This is a genomic window from Oricola indica (assembly GCF_019966595.1).
Lineage (GTDB): Bacteria > Pseudomonadota > Alphaproteobacteria > Rhizobiales > Rhizobiaceae > Oricola > Oricola indica.
Window position 1 is genome coordinate 61,228 of sequence record NZ_JAINFJ010000004.1, and the last position, 23,934, is coordinate 85,161.

Below are 23,934 nucleotides of genomic sequence, written 5' to 3' on the forward strand. Positions count from 1 at the left end.
TCCAAGTGCGCTTCATCCGTAACGGCCGTCAGCCTTCGTAGACGACCAGCAAGTCCTTTGCGTCGATTTGGTCGCCCGCCTTGACCGCGACTTCGGCGATTGTGCCGTCGCGTTCGGCGTGGATGGCCGTCTCCATTTTCATCGCCTCGATTGAGACCAGCACGTCGCCCGCCTTGACCTCCTGGCCGGCAGAGACGCCGATGGTGGAGATCACGCCCGGCATCGGCGCTCCGACGTGAGCCTCGTTGCCGGGCTCGGCCTTGCGGCGTGCGGCCGAGCCGGCTGCGCCATGCGCCCGGTCGGGCACCTTGATCCGGCGCGGCTGGCCGTTCAGCTCGAAGAAGACAGTGACCATGCCCTTCTCGTCCGTCTCGCCGACGGCGAGGCAGCGGATGACGAGCGTCTTGCCCTTCTCGATCTCGGCCAGCACTTCCTCTTCCTGACCAAGTCCGTAGAAATAAACCGGCGTCGGCAGTGCGGAGACCGGGCCGTACATGGCCTGGGCATGTCCGAAATCGGTGAAGACCTTCGGATACATCAGGTAGGATGCAAACTCGAACTCGCTGACCTCACGCTCAAGCTTCTCCTCGATTTCCTTGCGCTTCGCGTCCAGATCGGCCGGCGGCAGCAGCGAGCCGGGTACGTCGGTATAAGGTTTCTCGTTCTTCAGAACCTTCTTCTGGATGTCCTCGGGCCATCCGGAAGGCGGCTGGCCGAGATCGCCGCGCATCATCGATACGACGGAATCCGGGAAGGCGATGTCCTTGTCCGGATTGGTGACGTCATCGACGGTCATGTCCTGGCTGACCATCATCAGCGCCATGTCGCCGACTACCTTGGAGGACGGCGTCACCTTGACGATATCGCCGAACATCATGTTGACGTCGTGATAGGCGCGCGCCACCTCGTGCCAGCGCGTTTCGAGACCGAGCGAGCGCGCCTGTTCCTTGAGATTGGTGAACTGGCCGCCCGGCATCTCGTGCAGATAGACCTCCGAGGCGGGGCCCTTCAGGTCGCTTTCGAAGGCGGCATACTGGTTGCGCACCGCCTCCCAATAGAAGGAGATCTTGCGAATCCACTCCGCGTCGAGCCCCGGATCGCGCTCTGTGCCGCGCAGCGCCTCTACGATGGAGCCCAGGCAGGGCTGCGACGTGTTGCCGGAGAAGGAGTCCATCGCCGCATCGACCGCATCGACGCCGCTGTCCACCGCCGCAAGCACCGTCGCGGCCGATATGCCCGACGTGTCGTGGGTGTGGAAATGGATCGGCAGGTCGGTTGATTCACGCAGCGCCTTGAACAGCACCCGCGCCGCGGCCGGCTTGAGAAGACCGGCCATGTCCTTGACGGCCAGTATGTGCGCGCCGGCCTTTTCCAGTTCGCCCGCCAGTTCGACATAGTATTTCAGGTCGTATTTCGGACGCGCGGAATTCAGGATGTCGCCGGTGTAGCAGATCGTCGCTTCGCAGATCTTGTTTTCCTCGCACACGGCGTCCATCGAGACTCGCATGTTGTCGACCCAGTTCAGGCAGTCGAAGACGCGGAACAGGTCGATCCCGCCGGCGGCCGCCTGGCGCACGAAATGCTTGACCACATTGTCGGGATAGTTGGTGTAGCCGACGCCGTTGGCGCCGCGCAGCAGCATCTGCAGCAGCAGGTTGGGAACCTGCTCGCGGATCTTGGCCAACCGCTCCCACGGGTCTTCGGTCAGGAAGCGCATCGCGACATCGAAGGTCGCGCCACCCCAGCATTCCAGCGACAGGAGTTGCGGAAGCACCCGCGCATAGCAGCCCGAGATTTTCACGATATCGTCGGTGCGCATGCGCGTCGCCAGAAGGCTCTGGTGGCCGTCGCGCATGGTCGTGTCGGTCAGATAGACCTGGTTTTCCGCCCGCAGCCACTTGGCGAAACCTTCCGGCCCAAGTTCGTCCAGCTTGCGCTTGGTTCCGCCCTCGGGGATCTTGATACCCGGCCACGGCACGATCGGCGGCGCAGCGTCCGCCGGCGGCTGCGGCCTGCCCTTGGTCTCGGGATGCCCGTTGACCGTCACGTCGGCGATATAGGTCACCAGTTTGGTTGCCCGGTCTGCGCGCTTGACCTGCTCGAACAGTTCCGGCGTGTTGTCGATGAACTTGGTCGTGTAGGTGTTGTTGCGGAACTTCTCGTGGCCGATGATCGCCTCGAGGAAGGTCAGGTTCGTCGCCACGCCGCGAATACGGAACTCGCGCAGCGCGCGGTCCATGCGGTTGATCGCCTCCTGCGGGGTTGGCGCCCAGGCCGTCACCTTTTCGAGAAGCGGATCGTAGAAGCGGGTGATCACCGCGCCTGAATAGGCCGTGCCGCCGTCGAGCCGAATGCCGAAGCCGGTCGCGCCGCGATAGGCGGTGATGCGGCCGTAATCGGGAATGAAGTTCTGTTCCGGGTCTTCCGTGGTGATCCGGCACTGCAGCGCGTGGCCGTTGAGGAAGATGTCCTCCTGTTTTGGAACGCCCGATTCCGGCGTGCCGATCGCCGCACCTTCGAGGATGTGGATCTGCGCCTTGACGATGTCGATGCCGGTGACCTCCTCGGTCACGGTGTGCTCGACCTGGATGCGCGGATTGACCTCGATGAAGTAGAATTTACCGGTGTCGGCATCCATCAGATACTCGACGGTGCCCGCGCCGATATAGCTCGTGGCATTGGCGATGCGCAGCGAGTATTCGGCCAGTTCGGCGCGCTGTTCGGCGTTGAGATAGGGTGCCGGCGCGCGCTCCACGACCTTCTGGTTGCGCCGCTGGATCGAGCAGTCGCGCTCGAACAGGTGAACCGCGTTGCCATGCGTGTCGCCGAGAATCTGGCTCTCGACGTGGCGCGCATTCTCGACCAGCTTTTCCAGATAGACCTCGTCCTTGCCGAAGGCTGCGCGCGCCTCGCGCTTGGCTTCCAGCACTTCGCGCTCGATCTCGCCTTCCGAGCGGATCACGCGCATGCCGCGACCGCCGCCGCCCCAGGACGCCTTGAGCATCACCGGGTAGCCGACCTCAAGCGCCATCTTTTTCACGACATCCATGTCGTCGGGAAGCGGTTCGGTCGCCGGGACAACGGGAACGCCGGCCGAGATGGCGAGATTGCGCGCAGCGACCTTGTTGCCGAGCGCCCGCATCGTCTCGGGCTTCGGCCCGATGAAGGTGACGCCGGCCGCTTCGCAGGCCTCGACGAATTCCGGGCTTTCCGACAGGAGGCCGTAACCCGGATGGATCGCATCCGCGCCGGAAATGCGCGCAACCCTCAGGACTTCCTCGATCGAAAGATAGCTCTCGATCGGCCCCAATTCGCGGTCGAGATGCGGCCCGCGCCCGACCTGATAGCTCTCATCGGCCTTGAACCGGTGGAGTGCAAGCTTGTCCTCCTCGGCCCAGATTGCGACGGTCTTGATCCCGAGTTCATTGGCCGCGCGGAACACGCGAATGGCGATTTCGGAACGGTTGGCGACAAGAATTTTCTTGATGGACAAGGCTTTGGATCCGGTCTGGCGTGAAAGTCAGACAGATTCTTTAGCGGCTATTTTTGTGCAGCGCAAACTCGCTTGCGTTCAGTCGCCGGCCTCGGCCATCAGACGCCCGAATTGCGCCCGCATCTCATGCGGTGCGCGACGCGCGACGAAGGATGCGACGCGCGCGTAGCGGTCGGGATCGGGCGACGCGGCGCTTTTCGATGCGATCCGGGCCCACAGCGCCAGGAACAGAACCTGTCCGCTCAACTGCATGAAATCATACGCCAGACGGGACGGATCGTCCGCCGCGCGCACCGTGTCGCGCGCCGTCGTCCAGAGATCGGCGGCCTCGTCCAGCGACGCCGCGCCGGTTTCCTCGGCGATCCCGCTGATCAATTTGGCAAACGCATCGGCGCCGGTGCCCACGCGAAGCCCCCGCGACGCCAGCGCACCGGCATGAATGCCGTTCGCGCCCTCATAGATCGCCGTGATCCGCGCATCGCGATAGGTCTGCTCGACCCGGTATTCGCGCAGATAGCCGTAGCCGCCGAGGATTTGCGTGCCGAGTTCGGCCGCGCGCATGCCGGCCTGCGAGCAAAACACCTTGGCGACCGGTGTCAGGAATTCGACCAGATCCGGATTTTCGCCGGTTTCGAGAATGACAAGGGCCAGATGCGCGATGGCGCGGGCACCGATCGCCAGCGATTCCGTCTCATCGAGCATGCGGCGAACATCGGCGTGGCTGTCGAGCGTCGCCGGGGACCCGTCCGCACGCCGGCCCTGGACACGGTCGGCGGCATAGGCGCGGGCAATATCGATGGCGCGCGACGCATGCGCCACGCCCTGCAGGGAAACATCGAGGCGCGCATGGTTCATCAGCGTGAACATCGCTTTCAATCCCTCGCCCGGTTTGCCGATCAGTTCGGCCTCGGCTCCGTCGAAGACCATCTGGCAGGTGGGCGACGCGTGAAGGCCCATCTTCTCCTCGATCCGGGCGACGGAAACGGCATTGCGCACGCCGCCTGCCGTTTCCGACGGGCAGAGGAAAAGCGACAATCCGCGAATGCCGTCATCGGAGGTCCGCGCCAGCACGAGATGCAGAATGCCGTCGCTGACATCCTGATCGCCACCCGAGATGAAGATCTTCTCTCCGGAGATCCGCCAGCCGTCGCCAGTTTCGGACGCGCGGCACCGGATGCGCGACAGGTCGGAACCCGCGCCGGGTTCCGTCAGGCACATCGTCGCCAGCCATTCGCCGGAGGCGAGCGGCGGGATCATTCGCGCCTTCTGGTCGTCGGTTCCGAATGCCATGATCGTCCGGATTGCGCCCGGCACCAGCCCGGCGACCATCTGCATGGAATGACAGGCGCCGGAAAAGATCTCGCTGACGATCGCGGCGACAGCGCCGCCCATCGCCTGTCCGCCGAAGTCTTCCGGCGCGGTCAGCCCCGGCCAGCCCTGTTCGACATAGGCCGCATAGGCCTGTTTGAACCCGTCCGGTAGACGGACCCGGCCGTTCTCGAGCCTTGCGCCCTGGCTGTCGCCGGGTTCGTCGAGCGGCGCGATCTCGCCCTCCGCGAAGGCGGCGAAATGCCCGGCCAGCTCGGCTGCGAGATCGGCATCCCAATCGGCAATGCGATGCGCGCCGGCAATGTCGTTCAGGCTGAACAGGATGTCGGCGATTGGCGTCGAAAAGGGCTTCATCGTGCAGCTCCCGAATTCGCGCCGACCGGCAGCTTGTTTCCGGCATTTTCAACAAGCCCCAGGGCGTTGACCAGCATGGCCTTGCCGTCGGCGCCGATCGAAGAGAACAGCCGGGCCTCATGCGCCTCCACGGCGCGCCGCGCCGCGGTGCAAAGGCGTTCGCCGGCCGATGTGGCGCGCAAGGCATGGCTGCGCCGATCCCTTGGCGATTGTCCGCGCGCGATCCAGCCGGCCTGTTCCAGTTCGTCGACAATGGTGACGAGATTGGACCGTTCGACGGCCAGCACACCGGCGAGCTGGGTCTGGCTGAGATCCGGGTTTTCGACGATCAGGAGCAGCGCGGTGAAAGTGATCATCCGCAGGCCGAACGGTTCGAGCGTCCGCACCAGATCGGCCTGGACGGCATTCGATGCGCGCTTGAGCGCGTAACCCGCGAAGCTCCGCAAAACCCTGTCGGATACGGGATCAGGCGCCAGTTCGGCTGTCTCTGTCATCATGATATCGGCCTCCTGAATTTCCGATATCAGAGATAATTGTTATATGCCATAACAATATCGCCAAACGAAGCTCGCGCGATTGCCGCGTCACCGATCAGGCCGGCAGCAGGAACAACGTGATGGCGGGGAACATGACGAGGATCGCGACGCGGACGATGTCGGACCCGACGAAGAACAGCACGCTCTTGTAGGTCGATGTCATCGGGGTTTCCCGATCCATCGCATTGATGATGAAGAGATTCATGCCGACAGGCGGCGTGATCAGCCCGACCTCCACCACGATCAGGACGAGAATGCCGAACCAGATGGCCAGATGCTCCGGCGTCATCCCGAAATCGAGCGCGCTGATGACCGGAAAGAAGATCGGGATCGTCAGCAGGATCATCGACAGGGAATCCATCAGGCAGCCGAAGATCAGGTAGAAGACGAGGATCAGCATCAGCACGATCCACGGGCTGAACCCCTGGCTGACGACGAAGCTGGACAGTTCCTGCGGCACCTGGCTCAGCGCCAGGAACGAATTGTAGAAGCCGGCGCCAAGAACGATGAAGAAGATCATCGCCGTCGACATCGCCGTCGAAAGGATGCTGTCGGCGAAGACCTTCCAGTTGAGATTGCCCGAGAGAAGCGCGATCATCCCGGTGCCGGCCGCACCGACCGCCGCGCCCTCCGTCGGCGTGAACCAGCCGAGATAGATGCCGCCCACAACGACGAGAAAGACGATCAGCACGGGCCAGACATCGAGCAGCGCGCGGATGCGTTCCGCATAGGGCTGCGGCTCGCGCGTGCCGGCCGCGTCCGGATAGAGCCGCACATAGATCGAGATCGTGATCATGTAGCCGATCGCCGCGAGGACGCCCGGAATGAAGGCGGCAAGGAACAGCTTGGCGATGTTCTGCTCGGTCAGGATCGCGTAGATCACCAGGATGACCGAAGGCGGGATCAGGATGCCCAGCGTGCCGCCGGCGGCGAGCGTCGCGGTGGAAAACCCGCCCGAATAGCCGTAGCGGCGCAGTTCCGGCAGCGCCACACGGCTCATCGTCGCCGCGGTGGCCAGCGACGAGCCGCAGATCGCGCCGAAACCGGCGCAAGCCCCGACGGCTGCCATGGCGACGCCGCCGCGCCGGTGGCCGAGCCAGCTCTCCGCCGCCTTGAACAGCGCCGACGACATGCCGGAAAGCGTCGCAAACTGCCCCATCAGAAGGAACATCGGAATGATCGACAGCGAGTAGCTGGAAAAGGTCGTGTAGGTCTCGGTCTTGAGCTTGGCGAGGAACACCGTCGGCCCGCCCATCGCGAGATAGAGCCCGCCGATGCCGCAAAGCATCATGGCAAGGCCGATCGGCGCGCGCAGGAAGATCAGCACCAACAGCACGGGAAAGGACAGATATCCCATTTCGAGCATGCTCAATGGGCCGCTCCTTCAGACCGCGGCAGGTAATGGCCGCCGGTGATCAGCCCGAAAACGCGGGCGATGGCGCAATAGACCCCGACGATGACCGCCACGACCGAACCGGCGAAACTTGCCGCATAGGCCCACCAGATCGGAAATTGCAGGAGAAAGGTCGTCTCGCCATTGCCGAACTTGGACTGCAGTCCTTCATAGAGGCGCCAGCAAATGACCACGAGCAAGATTACCAGCGCGACCTCCCAGAAGGCGACGATGAAGCGATTGACAGCCTTCGGCATCAGATTGGTGAAGACATCGACGGTCGCGTGGCCACCATGCAGCTGGCAGATCGGCAGGAAGGCGAAGATGGAAAAGGCGATACCGGCCTCGACCACCTCGAAATCACCCTTCACCGGGCCAAAGGTTTTCAGCATGTCGGCGAAGGCCGGAACCAGCCCCTCCAGAAATTCCGAATGGCCGAGCGTATTGAAACCGCGCCCGATGACGCTGACGCAGGTCAGGACGACCAGCGCGGTGAGCACGATACCGCCGACAAGCGCCATGACGCGCGCCAGCAGCTCCATCAACCTGAGAATCAAGCCGCTCCTCCCCTGCGCCCCGGCATGTCGTGGCCGGCCCCGGCGTCAGGCGCCGGGGCCGGTCCAGTCTTAGTTTCCGTCGGTGTATTTCGCAATCAGGCCGCGCGCTTCCTCGAGCAGCCCGGTGCCGTCGACACCCTTCTCGTCCATCTCCTTGACCCAGGCGTCGATCGTGCCGGCGGAGGCGTCGCGCCACTCCTGCACTTCGTCGGGAGTCAGCTCGATGATGTTGTTGCCGCGATCGACCGCGATCTTGCGGACCGGTGCGTCGTATGCGGCCATCGTCTTGCCGGCGAAGGCGGAAAATTCGAGACCGGAATTGGCATCGATCACCGCCTTCAGGTCGTCGGGAAGGCCTTCATAGCGGTCCTTGTTCATCGCGAAGATGAAGGACGTCGTATAAAGCGACGCATCGCCGAACTCGGTGTGGTTGGTCACGAGTTCCGGAACCTTGAGGATACCGGCCACTTCCCACGGGATGACAGTGGCGTCGACCACGCCCTTCGACAGCGCTTCCGGGATGGCCGGAACCGGCATGCCGACCGGCGTCGCACCCATCGAGGAGAACATCATGTTCGTCACGCGGGTCGGCGCGCGCAGCTTGACGCCGTTGAGGTCTCCGACCGACTTGATCGGCTCCTTCGAATGGATCAGACCCGGGCCGTGGACCCAGACACCGATCGTATGAAAATCCTTGAAGTCGTCGTCGAGCATGTATTTCTCGGCGATGTCCCAATAGGCCTTCGACGCGGCCTCGGCATTGGTCATCATGAAGGGCAGCTCGAAAACCTCGGCGCGCGGGAAGCGTCCCGGCGTGTACCCCGCCACGGTCCAGACGATGTCGGCGACACCGTCGATCGCCTGGTCGATCAGTTCTGGCGGCGTGCCGCCAAGCTGCATCGACGGGAAGCGCTGGATCTTGATGCGTCCGTCGGACTCCGCCTCGACCTTGTCCGCCCAGACATCGAGAACGTATTTGGGAACATTTGCCTGCGCCGGCAGGAACTGGTGCAGCCGGAGCGTCACGTCCTGTGCCATCGCCTGCGTCGCGCCGAAACCGCTCGCGAGCGCCGCGAGACCGGCAGCGCCCGCCAGGGCCAGAAGATTTCTACGCACAAACTTCATTGGACTCCTCCTCCGTTTTGAAGCTGAAGGCCGGTTTAACCGGCTTTCTCCTCAAAGTGCTACAATTTTTTTGCTTTTGGCGCCATTTTTCGTAACACATTGCCACAGGCGACATGGAGCCGCACTGTGACTATTCGGCGTCGCCGATGGTCAGTTCGATCGGATCGAGGCCCTCGATACCGCCGGTAATCCTGTCTCCGGCGACGACCGCGCCGACCCCGGCGGGCGTCCCGGTCATGATCAGATCGCCGGGTGCGAGGTGATAGAAGCCCGACAGATGGCTGACGATCTCCTCGACCTTCCAGATCAGGTCGTCGAGCGTCGCGTCCTGCCGCGTCTCGCCATTGACGTCGAGATGAATGCGCTGACGGGCGACCGCCCCGAAATCGGCAGCCTTGGTGATCGGCCCGACGACAGCCGCGTTCTCGACATCCTTGCCGAGATCCCATGGCCGCTGCTTGACACGCTCAGCCTGCTGCAGGTCGCGCCGCGTCATGTCGAGACCGCAGCAATAGCCGTAGATCGCCGACATCGCCTCGTCCGGAGAAACCCGGAATGCCGGCGCGCCGATGGCGAGCACGAGCTCCATCTCGTGGTGAAAATTAGAAGTGCCGGGCGGATAGGGAATCGTCGCGCCCGTATGCGTCAGCGTCGTCGCGGACTTGGTGAAATAGAACGGCGCCTCGCGATCGACCTCGAAGCCCATTTCGGCGGCGTGGGCGGCATAATTCCGGCCGACGCAAAAAATGCGGCGCACCGGGTAGGACCTGTCCTCGCCCCTGACGGGGATGGATTTGATCTCCGGCGCTTCGAACAGATATCCGCTCATCCGCAGTTCCCCCGTCATGAGTCGTCGGGCAGTACTGACGCTAGAAACGACGCGGCGCAAGTCCCGACTGGAACCAGGTGATGAAGCTCTCGATGGTGAACACCGGCAAACCGGTCGCGGCCGCGATATCGGCCGCATAGGGCGTCATGTTCGTGCATTCGAGCACGATAGCTCCCAAGTCCGGATGTGCGGAACACATCGCAAGCGCCGCATCGACATTGTCGCGGCGCGCGAGCTCGATATCGAGTTCCAGTTCGTTGTCGAGAATGACCCGGGTGAACTCCCGCCCACCCTCGGTCGTGCCGAGCGGCGTGCCCTCGGGAACGCCGGCCTTCGACAGGTGTTCCGCGGTCAGCGTCGAACCGGAGATCGTCAGGACGCCGGCGCGCTTTCCGCGCGGCAAAAGCCGGTTGACCATCGCCACCTGCATCAGCGACGACGTCGCCACGGGCACACCGACGGCGTCCGCCAATTCGTCCTGGAACAGAGCGAGAAAGCCGCAATTCGTCGTGATCCCGTCGACGCCGTCGCGCACGAGGTCGCGCGCCGCCGCGATGAAGGCGTCGAGCGTCCCCGCCGCCCTGTTGCGCACGACGAGGTCGGGCGTGGCGTCGCGAACGACGCGGTAGAGAACGGGAAACGGCCATGTGGTCGCATTGCCCATGTCACCGGGGATACGCGGAAAGCGCGCATCCAGCATCAGGATGCCGACCGACGCGCCGTAAACCGACTTGCCGCCACGAATCTTCATGTCACGCCTCCGCCGGAATGGGCTGGTCGAACAGCCGCTGTTCGCCGGGCATATAGATACTGGAATAGCCTTCCTTCACGGCCGCGACGACCTGGTCCATGCGCTTGGCGATATGGGTCCGCATGATCGACGCCGCCTTGTCGGCGTCACGCGCCTCCAGCGCGGCCATGATCTGCTTGTGCTCGCCCTTGGTCTCGCGGACGCGCAAGGCCATGTCGACCCAGCGGATGAAGCGGATGCGCTCGTTGATATGCATGAGTTGACGGACGAGTTCCTCGTTGCCCGACAATTTCGCGATACCGACATGGAAGGCCTCGTCGAAGGTGGTGACTTCCCGCACGGTCTTGCCCACATAGGTCAGGCCGTTGGCGTAGAGGCTTTCCTTGAGAGCCGCGAAGTCCTCGTCGGTGCCGCGCCGGCAGGCAAGGCGCACCGCCGCCTCCTCGGCGATCCCGCGCAACTCGTAGAGCTCGTAGATCCGCTTCGGATCCAGCGGCCGGCAGAAAAATCCCTTGCCGGGCTGGAACTCGATCAGCCGCTCGGCGACGAGGCGGTTGAGCGCCTCGCGCAGCGGCGTGCGGCTCGCATCGAGCTCGCGGGCCAGCGCGACCTCGTTGATCCGCTCGCCCGGACGGATGCGGAAATTCACCGCCATTTCCTTGAGTTTGCCGTACAGCGCCTCGACGCGGCCTTCGCTCATCGTTCCATACCGGTTTGTCGCGAACTGAGTTGACACAGCCCGGCGTCCTTTACAAGATACAAGCCTGTATACAGCTCTGTGCGCAAATGAGGGAGCAAGGCGTGGGCGAAGCAACGAACCGGATGACGGGCGCAGAGGCAATGGTCCGGATGCTGGCGGCGCATGGCGTCACCCACATGTTCGGCCTGTGTGGCGACACGACCCTGCCCTTCTATGACGCGCTTGCTAGGCTTGACCACGGCATCACCCATTTCCTGACCCGCGACGAGCGCCACGCCGCCTATATGGCCGACGGCTATGCTCGCGTCACCGGCAAGCCCGGCGTTTGCGAAGGCCCGTCCGGCGGCGGCGCGACCTACATTCTGCCGGGCGTCGTGGAAGCAAACGAAAGCTCCGTTCCGATCCTCGCGATCACAACCGACGTGGCGACGACGTCGCGCGGCCGCTACCCGCTGACCGAACTCGACCAGACCGCGCTGTTCCGGCCGCTCACCAAGTGGAACGCCTCGCTCGACGATGCCTCGCGGCTTCCGGCCATGGTCCGCGCGGCGTTCCGCGCCATGACGACGGGACGGCCGGGCGCCACGCATCTCGCGCTGCCCTTCGACACGCAAAAGGGCCTGGTGGATCCGTCCGAGATATGGGCGGACGAGCGGCATCGCCACTTTCCCGCGGAGCCCGCCGCCCCCGATCCCGACGCCATCGCCGAGGCGGCGACATGTCTCTCCGGCGCGAAACGGGCGGTCGCCATTTGCGGTGGCGGACCGGTGATCGCCGGCGCTTTCGACGAATTGCGCGCGCTGGCGCAACTGATCGACCTACCGGTCGCGACAACCGTCTCCGGCCAGGGCGCCATCGCGGAAACAGACCCCAACGCCGTCGGCGTCGTCGGCTCCAATGGCGGCAACCCGGCGACGCGTGCGCTGGTCGACGAAGCGGATGTGATTGTCTTCATCGGTTGCCGTGCCGGCTCGGTGACCACGGAGCGCTGGCGGTCGCCCACCACCGACAAGACGATCATCCATATCGACAGCGATCCGATGGTGATTGGGGCGAACTACAAGACCGCCGTTGCGATCTGCGCCGACGCACGCCTCGCGCTCGCCGCCCTCGTGACGGAATTGCGAACCCGCAACGGCCTGCCGGGCCAGAACGGCGCGGCACGCGCCAAGGCAGCATGGGACGCCAAGCTTGCCGGTTTCGAACCGCTTGCGACGAGCGGCGAAACGCCGATCCGGCCCGAGCGGGTCATCGCCACCCTGTCCCGCCTGCTCGACGACGATGCCGTCGTCGTCGCGGACCCCGGAACGCCCTGCCCCTATTTTTCCGCGCATTACCGCTGGCGCGAGGCGGGGCGGAACTTCATCACCAACCGCGCGCATGGGGCGCTGGGCTACGCACTCGCCGCCTCGATGGGCGCCCATATCGGACGCCCCGGCGTGAAGACCGTCGCGGCGATGGGCGACGGGTCCTTCGGCTTCTGCTGCGGCGAGTACGAGACGATTACACGCAACAACATGCCGATCACCTCGATCGTGTTCTCCAATTCCACCTTTGGCTGGATCAAGGCCGGACAGAATTCGGGCTTCGGCCAGCGCTTCTACAATGTCGATTTCAACCGGACGGACCATGCCGCGGTCGCCAGCGCCTTCGGCGTGAAATCGTGGCGCGTCGAGGACCCCGAGGATCTGGAACCCGTCTTGAAAGAGGCGCTGGCCCATGACGGACCGACGCTTGTCGACGTGATCTCGCAGCCGCTGCACGAGGCCGCGGCCCCGGTTTCGGAATGGGTGGCGTGAGATGACGAGCACGCTGCCGGACGAACGGATCATCGCTTTCGACGTCTGGCACTGCGCGCTGCCGGTTGTCGGCCGCCGCGACCACGGCATCGGCTCGGTCGGCGGCACGATCGAGGTCGTCATCCTGCGCCTGACCGGCGAAAGCGGCGGCCACGGCTTCGGCGAAGCCTCGCCATGGACCGTCTTTACCGGCACGCCGGAAGCGAGCTTCGCCGCGCTCGATCGCTATTTCCGGCCGCTGGTCGTCGGGCGGTCGCTGAAGGAACACGGCGCGATCATGGACGAGGCGAGCCGGACGGTGGTCCATTGCACCGAGGCCAAGGCCGCGCTCGACACGGCGCTGCTCGATCTCGCGGGACAGGTGACCGGCAAACCCCTCTGGTCGTTCCTCGGCGAAAAATGCCGCGACGAAATTCCGCTGTCCTGCTCCATCGCAAATCCGGATTTCGAGGCGGATCGCGCTCTCCTCGAAAGGCTGGAGGGCGACGGCGTCTCCATCGTCAAGCTGAAGGCCGGCTTCCGCGATCACGCATTCGATGTCATGCGGCTCGAACACATCCGCAAGCATCATCCGGGCATGGCTGTCCGCGTCGATTACAACCAGGGCCTCACGCGTGAGGCGGCGCTGGTGCAGGTGCCGGACATCGCCGCGCGGTTCCGGCCCGATTTCATCGAGCAGCCCGTTCGCGCCGGCGATTATCGCACCATGGCGGACCTTCGCGGCCTGATCGACGTGCCCCTGCTCGCCGACGAGAGCGTGTTCGGCCCCGAGGACATGCAGCGCGCCATCGACGAGGGCATTTGCGACGGCGTTTCCATCAAGATCATGAAGTCCGGCAGGCTCGAACGGGCACGGCAAACGGCCCGCATGGCGTCTGCCGCCGGTCTGTCGGCCTATGGCGGCGACATGTTCGAAACCGGGCTCGCCCACCTGGCGGGCGCCCACATGATTGCCGCGACACCGGAGATCACGCTCGGCTGCGAATTCTACCAGGCCCGCTACTTCCTGGCCGACGACCTGCTCGAGAAACCGTTTCCCTGCACGGGCGGTGCCGTGCGTGTGCCAGACATGCCGGGACTTGGAATCTCGCCCGACATGGAAAGGATCGAACGGTTTGCGGTTCAGGCCGCCACGGACCAAAATCACAAAACGCTGATAAATTGTTGACAAAATGTAGATGTATGCCACGATGCCCCGATAGGGTGCAGGTCGGAGATGACGAACCGAATGCCTGAGAAAACGAGTAAAGCAGGAAAAACGGTTGCCGTAATCGGCGCGGGCATTGTCGGCGTCTCGACCGCGATCTGGTTGCAGCGCGACGGCCACGACGTCATCCTCATCGACAAGGCCGGTCCCGGCGAAGGCACCAGTCACGGCAATGGCGGCGTTCTCGCCTCCTGCTCGATCGTCCCCGTCACCGTTCCCGGCCTGTTGGCAAAAGCCCCGCGCATGCTGTTCGATCCGAACCAGCCGCTGTTCCTGAAATGGAGATATCTGCCCAAACTCGCGCCCTGGCTGATCCGCTATCTCGGCAACGCCAATGCCGACGCCGTCCAGCGCCGCGCCGCGGCGCTTCACCAGATCATCGGCGACAGCCTCGCCGACCACCAGGCGCTCTCCGCGGGGACCGGCGCGGAAAAATGGGTCGTGCCGTCGGATTACCTGTTCCTCTACAATGACCGCACCCATTACGAGAGCGACGCTTTCGGCTGGTCGGTGCGCAAGGCGCACGGCTTTGACTGGGACCTCCTCGAAGGCGAAGCCTTCCGCGCATACGATCCGGCCTACGGACCGGCGCTCGACTGCGCGGTGCGCCTGAAAGACCATGGCCGCATCGCCGATCCTGGCCGCTACGTGAAGGACCTTGCCGCCCATGCGGAGGCGAATGGCGCGCGCATCCTGATTGGAGAAGCGTCCGACATCGTCCGCGAAAACGGCCGGGTGAGCGGCGTGCGCGTCGGCGGCGAGACGGTTGCCTGCGACGCCGCCGTGCTGGCGACCGGGGTCTGGTCCGGCCCACTGGCGAAGAAGCTCGGTATCGACGTGCCGCTGGAAAGCGAGCGCGGCTACCACCTTGAACTCTGGGAGCCAAACATCATGCCGCGTTCGCCGGTCATGGTCGCTTCCGGCAAGTTCGTCGCGACGCCGATGGAAGGCCGCCTGCGGCTGGCCGGCATCGTCGAATTCGGCGGGCTCGATGCGCCGCCGTCGCGCGCGCCATATGCGCTTTTGAAGAAAAACATCGAGGCCGCGATCCCCGGAATCGCGTGGAAGGAAACGCGCGAATGGATGGGCCATCGCCCGTCCGTCGCCGATTCCATCCCCGTCATCGGCGCGGTACCGGGCGTCGAAGGCGCCTTCCTCGGCTTCGGTCACGATCATGTCGGCTTGACCGGCGGGCCGAAAACCGGTCGCTTGCTTGCACAGCTTGTCTCGGGCCTCAGCCCGAACATGGACCTTGCGCCCTATTCGCCAACGCGGTTTCAATAGGGCGTCGGGAGATCAGAAGTGGTTCAACAGGGAGAACTATCATGAAGACAGTCAAGACATTGATGGCCGCCACGGCCATCGCCACGCTCGGCACAAGCGCCGCGCTGGCGGAAAAGTGGGACATGCCCATGGCCTATGCCGCCACCAACTTCCATTCGGAAGTCGGCGCCGAATTCGCCAAATGCGTGACCGACGGGACCGATGGCGCACTGGAGATCGTCACTCACCCTTCCGGTTCGCTATTCTCGGGCAACGAGATCAAGCGTGCGGTGCAGACCGGCCAGGCCAATATCGGCGAACGCCTGATCTCCGCGCATCAGAACGAGAACCCGCTCTACGGCGTCGATTCCATTCCGTTCCTCGTCTCCTCCTTCGACGAGCATGAGAAGCTCTGGTCGATCGCCGGGCCGAAAGTTGCCGCCGCGCTCGATGCGGACAATCTGCACTATCTCTATTCCGTGCCGTGGCCGCCGCAGGGCCTCTACATGAACAAGGAGATCAACTCGGTCGAGGATCTCAAGGGCGTGAAGTTCCGCTCCTATTCGACCGCCACGGCTCGCATGGCTGAACTGACTGGCATGCTGCCGGTGCAGGTCGAAGCCGCCGAACTGTCTCAGGCGCTGGCCACCGGCGTTGCAGAGAGCTTCATCTCGTCGGGCGCCACGGGTTACGACCGCAAGGTCTGGGAGCATCTCAGCCACTTCTACGAAGTCGATGCGTGGCTGCCGCGCAACATCGTCTTCGTCAACAACGACGCATGGAACGGCCTGGACGATGCCACCAAGGCCGTCATGAACGACTGCGCCGCAGCGGCGAAGGCCGACGGATTGCAGCGCTCCAAGGACTACACCCAGTTCACGCTGGATGGCCTCAAGGAAGGCGGCATGACGGTTCAGCGCGCCGGCGATACGCTGGTCGAGGAACTCCAGGCCATCGGCGAGACCATGACCAATGAGTGGCTGGAAAGCGCCGGCGAAGATGGCAAGGCCATCGTCGACGAGTACAAGTCCATGTAACGAACCGGGCCGGATCACACGATCCGGCCCGTTTTCCTGACGGAGGGGCCCATGCTTGCCGCTGGCCGCGCGCTCAGGCGCGTACTCGACACGATCTACACCGCCGGCGGCGTCGTCGCGGCGCTGTTCCTGATCGCCATCCTCGTGATCATCGTCCTGCAGATGCTGGCGCGCTGGACCGGACAGGTGTTTCCGGGCGCGACCGACTATGCCGGCTACTGCATGGCCGCCGCCTCCTTTTTCGCGTTCGCATACGCGCTTAATCATGGCGCGCATATCCGCGTGTCGATCTTTCTCAATGCGCTTGGCGGCAAGCGCCGCTGGGGCGAACTCTGGTGCTTCCTCATCGGCACCGCCGCCACGACCTATTTCGCCTGGTACGCGGTGCGCGGAACCTACTGGTCCTGGAAACTCAAGGACATCAGCCAGGGCCTCGACGCGACGCCGGTCTGGATACCGCAACTGTCCATGTCGATCGGGACGATCCTGCTCGCCATTTGCTTCTGGGATCACCTGATCCGCATCATTTTCACCGGTTCGCACGGGATCAAGGCCGATCTCATCGAACAAAGCCACGCCGAATAGGAGACGCGCCTTGGAACAACTGGCCCCTATCGCGATCTTCCTTTTCGTCCTGTTCCTGCTGCTCGGCTCCGGCGTCTGGGTCGGGCTGGCGCTGCTCGGCGTCGCCTATGTCGGCATGGAACTGTTTACAACACGGCCCGCCGGCGACGCCATGATCACCAAGATCTGGACGTCGTCGTCCTCCTGGACGCTCACCGCCCTGCCCCTTTTCATATGGATGGGCGAGATCCTCTACCGAACGCGATTATCGGAGGACATGTTCAAGGGGCTGTCGCCATGGATGGCGCGGCTGCCCGGCGGCCTGATCCACACCAATATCGTCGGCTGCACGGTGTTCGCCGCCGTGTCCGGCTCGTCCGCCGCGACGCTGACGACGGTCGGCAAGATGTCGATCCCGGAACTGCGCAAGCGCAAATATCCCGAAACGATGGTCATCGGGACGCTGGCTGGCGCGGCGACGCTCGGCCTGATGATCCCGCCATCGCTGACGCTTATCGTTTATGGCGTGACGATCAACGAGTCGATCACCAAGCTCTTCATCGCGGGCATCCTTCCGGGACTGGTGCTGGCCGCGATGTTCATGGGCTATGTCGCGATCTACTCACGCCTATCGAAGGACTACAATCCGACGCCGGAACCGACGATGACCTTTCTGGAGAAGGTGAAGAATTCCCGTTTCCTGATCCCGGTCATCTGCCTGATCCTTCTGGTGATCGGTTCGATGTATTTGGGCTACGCGACCGCGACGGAGGCAGCGGCCTTCGGCGTCATCGGCTCTCTCGTTCTGGCTGCCGGTCAGCGATCGCTCACGCTTTCGACCTTCTCGGAAAGCCTGATGGGCGCCGTGCGCACATCCGCGATGATCGCCCTGATCCTGGCCGGCGCGGCGTTCCTGTCGCTGTCCATGGGTTTCACCGGCCTGCCGCGCGGCCTCGCAACGCTGATCGACTCGCTCGACCTGACCCGCTTCGAACTGCTGATGGCGCTTCTCGTCTTCTACATCATCCTCGGATGCTTCCTCGACGGGATTTCCTCGGTCGTGCTCACCATGGCGGTGGTCGAACCGATGATCCGGCAGGCGGGCATCGACATCATCTGGTTCGGCATCTTCATCGTCGTCGTCGTGGAGATGGCGCAGATCACCCCGCCGATCGGTTTCAACCTGTTCGTCCTTCAGGGCATGACGCATCACGAGATGAACTTCATAGCGCGCGCCGCGATCCCGATGTTCCTCATCATGGTGCTGATGGTGTTCGTGCTGATCGCCTTTCCTGATCTCGCGACCTGGTTGCCGGAGAACATGCGCCAGAGGCCCGGGGGCGGCTAGCAACCCTTGGAAAACGCCTTCTTCCACTTCTGGGCCTCGCCCTGGCTGGCGGCGGCGATCCTCGCGATCGTCTTCACGGCCGCGATCGTGCAGGTCAAGCTCGGCATGGGGTTCGGGCTCACGGCCGCGCCGCTCCTCGCGCTGATCGACCCCGAACTCGTCCCCGCCTCTGTGCTGTTTCTCGGCCTCTCCACGGCGACATGGGGCGCATGGTCCGAGCGCGCATCGATCCACTGGCGTGAGGTCACCATCGCCTCGATCGCGCGCATCGTCGGCGTCGCGCTCGCCACCGTGATCCTCGCAAACCTTGCCGACCGCGACACCTTCACCCTCGTCTTCGGCGTGATGATCGGGCTGGCCGTCCTTCTCTCGGTCGCCGGCTGGCGGCTGCCTTTCAATTCGCCAAGCCTTGTCGCCATGGCGACGGTTTCCGGCATCATGGGCACGATCACCTCGGTCGGCGCGCCGCCGCTCGCCATCGTCTACCAAGACCGTCCCGCCGCCGAAGCCCGGCCGACGCTGGCCGCCTTCTTCGCGCTGGGCTGCGGAATCTCGCTGGCGGGTCTGTATCTCTCCGGTTGGGCGGACTGGCGCAATTTCATGCTCGCCATCGTCATGGCTCCCGCGATGTTGGCCGGGCTGGCCGTCGCGCGGAGGATCGGAGGCCGGTTCGACCGGCGCTACCGCCCCGCGCTTCTGGCGATCAGCGGCACCGCCGCAATCATCCTGATCGCCCGGGGGCTGGCGTGAACCCCGTCATCACCCTTCTGACGCTTGCCGCACGCCACGGCCGCATGCTTCTGGTCGCCGGGCTCGTCGCCGGCATCGCCCTGCCCGGCGTGGCGATCGCCTTCAAGCCCTGGCTGCAGGAAATGGTCGCCGCGTTGCTGTTCATCGCCGCACTGCGGATCGGACCGCGTCAGGCATTGGGCGCGATCCGCAACCTTCCGATCGTGGTCGGCATCGCCGTGGTCTATCAGCTTGTCCTGCCCCTGACCGCCATCGCGGTCCTCACCATGGCGGGATGGACCGGCGCTCCTCTCGCCACCGCGCTGGTCCTGATGCTTGCCGCCTCCTCGATCTCCGGCAGCCCCAATCTGACGATCCTGACCGGCCACGACCCGGCACCCGCGCTGCGCCTTCTGATCATCGGCACGGCCATCCTGCCATTCACCGTACTGCCGGTCTTCTGGCTGCTGCCCGAACTCGGCACGGCCGCCGAGGTGATCGGCGCGGCAAGCCGGCTCTTCGCAGCAATCGCGATCGCTACCGCGGCGGCCTTCCTGGTTCGCGGCGTGCTGCTTCGCGATCCGGCTCCGCGCATCGTCGAGGCGCTCGACGGGCTGTCGGCAATCGCCATGGCGGTCGTCGTGGTCGGACTGATGTCGGCGGTCGGGCCGGCGGTCACCGGGACGCCTCTCGCCTTTCTCGGCTGGCTCGCCATCGCCTTCGCCGCCAATTTCGGCCTGCAGGCGCTCGCCGCGCTCGTTCTGGCGAGGACATCGCTGCGCGACCGCGCGGTTCCCTTCGCGATCATCGCCGGCAACCGCAACATCGCGCTGTTCCTGGTCGCCCTGCCCGCGCATGTGACCGACCCGGTGCTGCTCTTCATCGGCTGCTACCAGATCCCGATGTATCTCACGCCCTTGTTGATGCGCGGCTTCTACAACCGGATCGAGCGCCGCACGGTCCGTGCCTGACTGACGCTCACCGGCGAGCCAAACGTGGTCACTTCCGGACGTCGGTCAAAGGTCCGCATTCCGGGTTAATCGGCAGCCAGGCGACATCGGTGATTGAGAAGGCCGCGTAGCCAAAGATGGAGATCATCGCGCAAAGCGGCGTTCGAAATCATCGTCTGGTTTCGCCGGCCCTCTTTGCGCGAGAGGGATTGACAGGCTTTCTTTCACCGTCGAATATCATTCGTGTACGAACTATATTGCACCCTCGGCAGCGATCGTGATTGACCAGACAATCGAGCTCCGAGGCAAACAACTCCGCAAGGGAGACGTTATTTGGCCGAGGTTGAACTCAGAGGCATACGCAAATCCTTCAGCGGTACGGAAATCCTGCACGATGTGAACGTCGATATTCCCGACGGTGAGTTCGTGGCCCTGGTCGGCCCTTCCGGCTGCGGAAAATCGACGCTTCTGAGACTGCTCGCGGGCCTTGATCATCCGTCCGGCGGCAAGATCCTGATCGACGGCAATGTCGTCAATTTCCTTCCGCCCAAGCGCCGCGACATCGCCATGGTGTTTCAAAGCTATGCGCTCTACCCCCACATGACCGTCGCCAGGAACATGGCGTTCTCGCTCAAGCTTAAGGGCATGGCGGAGGACGAGATCAACACGCGCGTCAGCGAGGCCGCGCGCATGCTCGACCTTGAGCCGCTTCTGGGACGCAAGCCGTCCGAATTGTCCGGCGGTCAGCGTCAGCGCGTGGCCATGGGCCGCGCAGTGGTCCGCGAACCGAAGGTCTTCCTGTTCGACGAACCGCTCTCCAATCTGGATGCCAAGTTGCGGGTACAGATGCGCGGCGAAATCAAGGAGCTTCACCGCAAGCTCGGCACCACGATCGTCTACGTCACCCACGACCAGATCGAGGCGCTGACCATGGCCGACCGCATCGTGGTGATGAACGCCGGACGCGTCGAGCAGATCGGCGCACCGCTGGATGTCTATGATCGTCCCGAAACCACCTTCGTCGCCGGTTTTGTCGGCTCGCCCGCCATGAACCTCCTGCCGGGAAAGCTCACGGCGGGAGAAAACGGCACCTTCACGTCCGACAAGGGGCTTTCGCTGCCGGTCGGCGCTGTGCCGTCGGCATTCGATGGCCGCCCGGTCATTTGCGGCTTCCGGCCCGAGCATCTCGTTGCAGGCGGCACCATCGATGCGGCCGTCTCGGTATCCGAGCCGACCGGATCGGAAACCCTCATCCTCGCGAAAGCGAAGGGAGAGCAGATCACCGTGTTCGTCCGCGACCGGATGGATGCCCGCCATGGCGAACGGATCGGTCTTTCCGTCAGCCCGGAACAGCTTCATTTCTTCGCCCCCGACAATGGCCGGAGAATGGAACTGACGGCGGACCAGGAGACAGTAGCCCGTATCGCCTGACCGCGGCGGATACGGCGAAAATCCGCACGATTTTTGCGCCTACGGCTCCCCGGCCGCGGGTCAAAAGGCGTCACTTGCCTCAATTTAAGGCATTGAAAAATTTGCCATTTTTATGGAATTCGCACCATTGACATATCCCGCATATCCTGCGTGAATTACTTCGTACACAAACTAAAAACCCAAAGAGGTGGAACCCGCAGATGCCATTCACATCATCGTCCCCCGATCCGAATATGTCCCGCCGGTCGCCTCGCGCGTTCGGCCTTGCAGCCGTGGTTGCCGCGGCACTGATGACCGCAACATCGCCGCTCGCTCACGCCGAGGGCGTGACCCTGAAAGTCTTCGGCGGCTCGTCGCTCGACAAGCTCGCCCCCCGCCAGAAACCCGACGACCAGGCCCGCATCGAAAAAGAGGTCATCGACGGCTTCCTCGAAGCATATCCGGACGTCGAGGCCGTGGAATGGGACGCCCAGGGCCCGCAGGGCGACGGCGTCCAGCGGCTCGTGACCGCCATGCTCGCGCAGCAGGAAATCGACCTGATCAGCTGCTCGGCCTACCATACCAACGGCACCTATATCCGCCGCGGCCTCCTCAAGCCGATCACGGGCATGACGGACGCCTTCGCCGATCGCGTCGAACCCTCCGCGTTCAACGCCTACGAACAGAACGGCGAACTCTACGGCGTGCCGATCTCGACCATGTCGACCTCGACCATCTACTACAACAAGGACATGTTCGCCGAACTCGGCATCGATGTTCCCGAAACCTATGAGGATGTCGTCGCCGCCGCTCCCAAATTCGCGGAAATGGGCGTCATTCCGATGATCCACCAGGGCGCCAATGCACCGCTCTGGCCGATGTGGTATTTCGAGACCTTCTCGCAGGCCTCCGGCGATCCTATCGAGGCAACCTCCGCAAATCTCGCCGGCGAGGGCAAGTTCAACGACGAAGCCGGCGTGGAAGCCTTCGCGCTGATCAAGAAATGGGTCGATGACGGCATTCTTTCGCCGGAATCGCTTTCGGTCGACCAGGCCGGCATGCGCGCCGCTTTCGTCAACGGCAAGGCCGCGATGTATTACGGCGGCACCTGGGAAATCCCCGCGCTGCGCGATCAGGTCAGCGATTTTGAATGGGGCGTGTTCCCCTTCCCGAAGATGGCCGGCACACCGGGTGACCCGGGCCATGGCGGCGGTCCCGACAACGGTATCTGCATCTCCTCCTCCATCGCTCCGGAGAAGATGGATGCCGCACTGGGCTTCATCGAATACCTGACCCGTCCGGAAGTCGCCACGCTCTACCTCGCCCCCGAGGAGCCGCTCGGCACCTCCATCAAGGGCGTCGCTGGCGTGCAGGCCGACTATGCCGAGGTTCTGCGCGAGAAGAACTTCCCCGCCACCATCAAGTTCCTCGACTGGATCTGGCCGTCGGAAGTCACCCGCGCGGTTGCTTCCAGCATCGCCGGCGTGGTGGGCGGAGAGGTGACCCCGCAGGAGGCCGCCGACACCGTGCAGCAGGCCTATGACGACCTCGTCGACCAGGGGCAGTGGCCGCCGAAGTAAGCGGCACTTGGCCGACCGGAAAACACCGTTCAACTCAAACAAAAAGACGACTGCGACAATGAAGAAAGAACAGCTCTTTTCGATCGGCTACCATCTCAACAGCTGGGATCTGGCCGGGCTGCCAATCAAGCCCGCGCTGGAATTCCTCAAGGGACAGGGTTTCGAATGGTTCGAGATCCTGGCCTGGAACTCCCTGTCGGACGTCTTCGCCCGCAAATACATGGACCTCGGCCCGCAGGAGCCGGCCGAGGTCATCACCGACACGACCTTCCTGCGCCGCATGGCGACACTCTCGCAAGGGCAGCGGGAACAGGGCATCCGACTCTCCTCGCTCTACTGCAACGGCACCTTCACCGATCCGAAGATGTGGCCGTGGGAGCGTGATGCGTTCGAGGCCATCGCCCGCATCCTCGCCGGTTTCGGCGCCCCGGTTCTCGTCATGGGCGGCGGCCCTTCGGAAGCCATCGCCGGCAAGCACACCGCCGACGACTACAAGACCTTCTGCCGATCTCTGGAGGAAATCGGTCGCATCACAAGGGAATTCGGCGTCGAGACCGTCTATCACCCGCATCTCGACACCTTTGTGGAGACCCGCGAACAGCTCGACCGGATGATGGACGAACTCGACACCAACTGCGCGGGCCTGTGCATCGATCCGGCCCATCTGGTGCAGACCAACTCCGACCCGGTGGACGCGACCAGAACCTATATCGAGGCCATCCGCTACATGCACTTCAAGGATTCGGCCGTCGACCCGACCCTCAAGGGCTTCGACCGCTATGCCGCGTTCTGCGAACTCGGCGCCGGTGTCGTCGATCTGAAGGGCCTCGCGGACGTGCTGATCGAGGCCGAATATGACGGTCTCGCCATCATCGAGCTCGACGTCTCGCAGAAGACCGCCGAGCAAAGCACGATCGAGAGCATCGCCTATGTGACGGAAGAACTCGGCCTCTCCCTCAACCCCGCCAAGGCAGGCTGAG

At 63.9% G+C, this 23,934-nt stretch carries 20 protein-coding genes; 11 read left to right on the plus strand and 9 right to left on the minus strand.

Annotation, left to right across the window (positions count from 1 at the left end):
- Positions 1–28: 28 nt before the first annotated feature.
- The 9 genes from pyc to LC343_RS11895 form a co-directional block, all read right to left on the minus strand.
- Positions 29–3,493 carry a pyruvate carboxylase gene (pyc, locus tag LC343_RS11855; RefSeq protein WP_223477348.1) on the minus strand — a complete coding sequence of 1,155 codons (3,465 nt, stop codon included), beginning with the start codon at positions 3,491–3,493 and terminating at the stop codon, positions 29–31.
- 78 nt (positions 3,494–3,571) lie between these two features.
- The gene (locus LC343_RS11860) at positions 3,572–5,176 is read right to left on the minus strand and encodes an acyl-CoA dehydrogenase family protein (protein ID WP_223477349.1); all 1,605 of its coding nucleotides are present in this window, start codon (positions 5,174–5,176) and stop codon (positions 3,572–3,574) included.
- Positions 5,173–5,673 carry a MarR family winged helix-turn-helix transcriptional regulator gene (locus LC343_RS11865; protein ID WP_223477350.1) on the minus strand — a complete coding sequence of 167 codons (501 nt, stop codon included), beginning with the start codon at positions 5,671–5,673 and terminating at the stop codon, positions 5,173–5,175. Before LC343_RS11865 ends, LC343_RS11860 begins: the two co-directional genes overlap by 4 nt.
- Positions 5,674–5,767: 94 nt before the next feature.
- Positions 5,768–7,084 carry a TRAP transporter large permease gene (locus LC343_RS11870; protein ID WP_223477351.1) on the minus strand — a complete coding sequence of 439 codons (1,317 nt, stop codon included), beginning with the start codon at positions 7,082–7,084 and terminating at the stop codon, positions 5,768–5,770.
- On the minus strand, positions 7,081–7,662 hold the full coding sequence (locus LC343_RS11875; protein ID WP_223477352.1) for a TRAP transporter small permease: 582 nt from the start codon (positions 7,660–7,662) through the stop codon (positions 7,081–7,083). The genes LC343_RS11870 and LC343_RS11875 overlap by 4 nt, the downstream gene beginning before the upstream one ends.
- A 69-nt stretch (positions 7,663–7,731) precedes the next feature.
- A complete protein-coding gene (locus tag LC343_RS11880; protein WP_223477353.1) occupies positions 7,732–8,787 on the minus strand; it encodes a TRAP transporter substrate-binding protein in 1,056 nt (351 codons plus the stop codon).
- A 130-nt stretch (positions 8,788–8,917) separates the two neighbouring features.
- Positions 8,918–9,616 carry a fumarylacetoacetate hydrolase family protein gene (locus LC343_RS11885; protein ID WP_223477354.1) on the minus strand — a complete coding sequence of 233 codons (699 nt, stop codon included), beginning with the start codon at positions 9,614–9,616 and terminating at the stop codon, positions 8,918–8,920.
- Between the two features lie 40 nt (positions 9,617–9,656).
- Positions 9,657–10,367, minus strand: a complete 711-nt coding sequence (locus LC343_RS11890; protein WP_223477355.1) for an aspartate/glutamate racemase family protein — start codon at positions 10,365–10,367, stop codon at positions 9,657–9,659.
- A 1-nt stretch (position 10,368) separates the two neighbouring features.
- Positions 10,369–11,067, minus strand: a complete 699-nt coding sequence (locus LC343_RS11895; protein WP_223477356.1) for a GntR family transcriptional regulator — start codon at positions 11,065–11,067, stop codon at positions 10,369–10,371.
- Between the two features lie 101 nt (positions 11,068–11,168).
- Here LC343_RS11895 and LC343_RS11900 point away from each other — a divergent pair, with 101 nt between their 5' ends.
- The 11 genes from LC343_RS11900 to LC343_RS11950 all read left to right on the plus strand — a co-directional run bounded on the left by LC343_RS11900 (position 11,169) and on the right by LC343_RS11950 (position 23,933).
- Positions 11,169–12,866, plus strand: coding sequence for a thiamine pyrophosphate-binding protein (locus tag LC343_RS11900; protein ID WP_223477357.1), 1,698 nt, complete (start codon positions 11,169–11,171; stop codon positions 12,864–12,866).
- A 1-nt stretch (position 12,867) separates the two neighbouring features.
- A complete protein-coding gene (locus LC343_RS11905) occupies positions 12,868–14,034 on the plus strand; it encodes an enolase C-terminal domain-like protein (RefSeq protein WP_223477358.1) in 1,167 nt (388 codons plus the stop codon).
- Positions 14,035–14,094: 60 nt separating this feature from the next.
- The gene (locus LC343_RS11910; RefSeq protein WP_223477359.1) at positions 14,095–15,357 is read left to right on the plus strand and encodes an NAD(P)/FAD-dependent oxidoreductase; all 1,263 of its coding nucleotides are present in this window, start codon (positions 14,095–14,097) and stop codon (positions 15,355–15,357) included.
- A 41-nt stretch (positions 15,358–15,398) separates the two neighbouring features.
- Positions 15,399–16,373, plus strand: a complete 975-nt coding sequence (locus tag LC343_RS11915; RefSeq protein ID WP_223477360.1) for a TRAP transporter substrate-binding protein — start codon at positions 15,399–15,401, stop codon at positions 16,371–16,373.
- Positions 16,374–16,424: 51 nt separating this feature from the next.
- Positions 16,425–16,958, plus strand: a complete 534-nt coding sequence (locus LC343_RS11920; protein ID WP_223477361.1) for a TRAP transporter small permease — start codon at positions 16,425–16,427, stop codon at positions 16,956–16,958.
- 10 nt (positions 16,959–16,968) lie between these two features.
- Positions 16,969–18,285: a TRAP transporter large permease gene (locus LC343_RS11925; protein WP_223477362.1), complete on the plus strand. Its 1,317-nt coding sequence runs from the start codon at positions 16,969–16,971 to the stop codon at positions 18,283–18,285.
- Between the two features lie 6 nt (positions 18,286–18,291).
- Positions 18,292–19,035 (plus strand): sulfite exporter TauE/SafE family protein, encoded by a 744-nt coding sequence (locus LC343_RS11930; RefSeq protein ID WP_223477363.1) that lies wholly within the window; start codon positions 18,292–18,294, stop codon positions 19,033–19,035.
- A complete protein-coding gene (locus tag LC343_RS11935) occupies positions 19,032–19,985 on the plus strand; it encodes a hypothetical protein (RefSeq protein ID WP_223477364.1) in 954 nt (317 codons plus the stop codon). The genes LC343_RS11930 and LC343_RS11935 overlap by 4 nt, the downstream gene beginning before the upstream one ends.
- Before the next feature lie 312 nt (positions 19,986–20,297).
- Positions 20,298–21,395 carry an ABC transporter ATP-binding protein gene (locus tag LC343_RS11940; protein WP_223477365.1) on the plus strand — a complete coding sequence of 366 codons (1,098 nt, stop codon included), beginning with the start codon at positions 20,298–20,300 and terminating at the stop codon, positions 21,393–21,395.
- A gap of 290 nt (positions 21,396–21,685) precedes the next feature.
- Complete coding sequence (locus tag LC343_RS11945) at positions 21,686–22,954, plus strand: ABC transporter substrate-binding protein (RefSeq protein WP_223477366.1); 1,269 nt, start codon at positions 21,686–21,688, stop codon at positions 22,952–22,954.
- Positions 22,955–23,012: 58 nt separating this feature from the next.
- Entirely contained in the window at positions 23,013–23,933 is a 921-nt protein-coding gene (locus LC343_RS11950) for a sugar phosphate isomerase/epimerase family protein (RefSeq protein WP_223477367.1), read from the plus strand.
- Position 23,934: the final 1 nt, after the last annotated feature.

Bases quoted from the DNA above. Each gene is read 5' to 3' on its own strand.
- LC343_RS11880 (WP_223477353.1), bottom strand. From the start codon at position 8,787: ATGAAGTTTGTGCGTAGAAATCTTCTGGCCCTGGCGGGCGCTGCCGGT.
- LC343_RS11895 (WP_223477356.1), bottom strand. From the start codon at position 11,067: ATGAGCGAAGGCCGCGTCGAGGCGCTGTACGGCAAACTCAAGGAAATG.
- LC343_RS11905 (WP_223477358.1), top strand. From the start codon at position 12,868: ATGACGAGCACGCTGCCGGACGAACGGATCATCGCTTTCGACGTCTGG.
- LC343_RS11890 (WP_223477355.1), bottom strand. From the start codon at position 10,367: ATGAAGATTCGTGGCGGCAAGTCGGTTTACGGCGCGTCGGTCGGCATC.
- LC343_RS11910 (WP_223477359.1), top strand. From the start codon at position 14,095: ATGCCTGAGAAAACGAGTAAAGCAGGAAAAACGGTTGCCGTAATCGGC.
- LC343_RS11885 (WP_223477354.1), bottom strand. From the start codon at position 9,616: ATGAGCGGATATCTGTTCGAAGCGCCGGAGATCAAATCCATCCCCGTC.
- LC343_RS11945 (WP_223477366.1), top strand. From the start codon at position 21,686: ATGACCGCAACATCGCCGCTCGCTCACGCCGAGGGCGTGACCCTGAAA.
- LC343_RS11865 (WP_223477350.1), bottom strand. From the start codon at position 5,673: ATGATGACAGAGACAGCCGAACTGGCGCCTGATCCCGTATCCGACAGG.
- LC343_RS11915 (WP_223477360.1), top strand. From the start codon at position 15,399: ATGAAGACAGTCAAGACATTGATGGCCGCCACGGCCATCGCCACGCTC.
- LC343_RS11860 (WP_223477349.1), bottom strand. From the start codon at position 5,176: ATGAAGCCCTTTTCGACGCCAATCGCCGACATCCTGTTCAGCCTGAAC.
- LC343_RS11950 (WP_223477367.1), top strand. From the start codon at position 23,013: ATGAAGAAAGAACAGCTCTTTTCGATCGGCTACCATCTCAACAGCTGG.
- LC343_RS11920 (WP_223477361.1), top strand. From the start codon at position 16,425: ATGCTTGCCGCTGGCCGCGCGCTCAGGCGCGTACTCGACACGATCTAC.